Source organism: Candidatus Avoscillospira sp. LCP25S3_F1 (assembly GCF_052117125.1).
Taxonomy (GTDB): Bacteria; Bacillota; Clostridia; order Oscillospirales; family Oscillospiraceae; genus Avoscillospira_A.
The window spans coordinates 1-1,355 of record NZ_JBQKJT010000056.1 but is presented as its reverse complement, the minus strand read 5'-3'; the positions used below and the strand labels follow the sequence as shown (position 1 = coordinate 1,355).

General features: G+C 47.5%; 1 protein-coding gene. It reads right to left on the bottom strand.

The window, feature by feature from the left end:
- On the bottom strand, nt 1-987 hold a 987-nt coding region (locus ACTQ33_RS17060), incomplete at its 3' end, for an IS30 family transposase (protein ID WP_441465686.1).
- Nucleotides 988-1,355 lie beyond the last annotated feature (368 nt).

Here is a 1,355-nt window from a genome sequence, read left to right as displayed (position 1 = left end):
TTTCCTGGGGTAGTTGTTCATCCACTGCTCCAATTCCGCGATGGCTGCGGCAGAAACTTTTCCGAAGTCCGTTCCTTTGGGAAGTCTTCGACGAATCATCTTATTTTGACACTCATTTGATCCACGTTCATACGAGGAATACGGGTGGCAGAAATATACAACTGTCCTCTTTTTGCCTTTACGAATCGCAGACCGTTCCAGGCGCTTTACATCAGAGAACTCCACACCATTATCAAAGGTAATCGTCTGAAACACTTTTGAAAAAAGTTTCGCACCAAACCGCCGCTCTATCCGATCCAGCGCAGCTACCACACTGTGAGCGGTTCGGTCTTTGATTTTAACAATGATCTCCCGACGGGTCAGACGCTCTGTTAAAACAAACAGGGCTTTTGACCCGTCCTTTTTACTATAGACCGTATCGCCCTCCCAATGTCCAAACGTGGTCCGCTGCGCCACTTCCTCCGGGCGTTTCTCGATACTCTTTCCATGCGGGGCGCGTTTGCCAATCTTTTTAACTTTCTTATATTCCCGCTTACGTGATTTATCCGGCAAATCTGCGTTGGACAGAGATAGAAACACCCCTTTGGTGATGTAGCTGTATAGTGTGCCGACGCAGATGGACACCTGGAATTTTTCCTTTTCCAGCGGAATGCTTGCGAGAGCCGCTGCTGGAGAACAACCCTCCTTGATGATTTTACGTTCAATGTATTCCGCCAATTTATGATCTTTTCCGATTTTAAGCTGAGCACCTTTGGCGGCAAGGTTTTCTCTATAAAGTCTGTGCGCTTCATCAGGATTATAGCGGTCCTCGATTTCCCAAGTTTGGCCGTTCAAATGCTGACGGCGGGCGCGCTTTATCTCGCGATAGATTGTGCTGATATGAACGTGGATTTCAGCAGCAATTTCTTTCACCGGATGGCCGGTATTCAGAAGCGCCTCTATTTTATAACGATCCATTCTAGTTAAATGACTAAACCTGTGTCCCATTGTATTGCCCCCTCTTATGACTTTAGCGATTTAAAGTATAAATGCAAAAAAGCGTTTGTCAAGTTTTTGGGTTATCGGGGACAGAAATTTATGATATTAAATGATATCAAAGCCACATGAATGCACTGGCAGCCAAAGCTACCAGTGCATGGTATCTAGCTTTGATCGCCACATTTATCAAGCCCCTGGCGATGGGAGTATGACAGGCTGTCCCGGCCCGGACAATTCATAACTCCGCGGCACCGGTTCAGCGTGTGCCACAGGGCTTCCCCTCTTACGCGGGGGTCCATCGTTCTGGAAGTACCATTATTCTGTGCTGCTCCTAAGTGCGCCTACAACTTAGGCTGTCCGCTTGTTGATCGCTCACA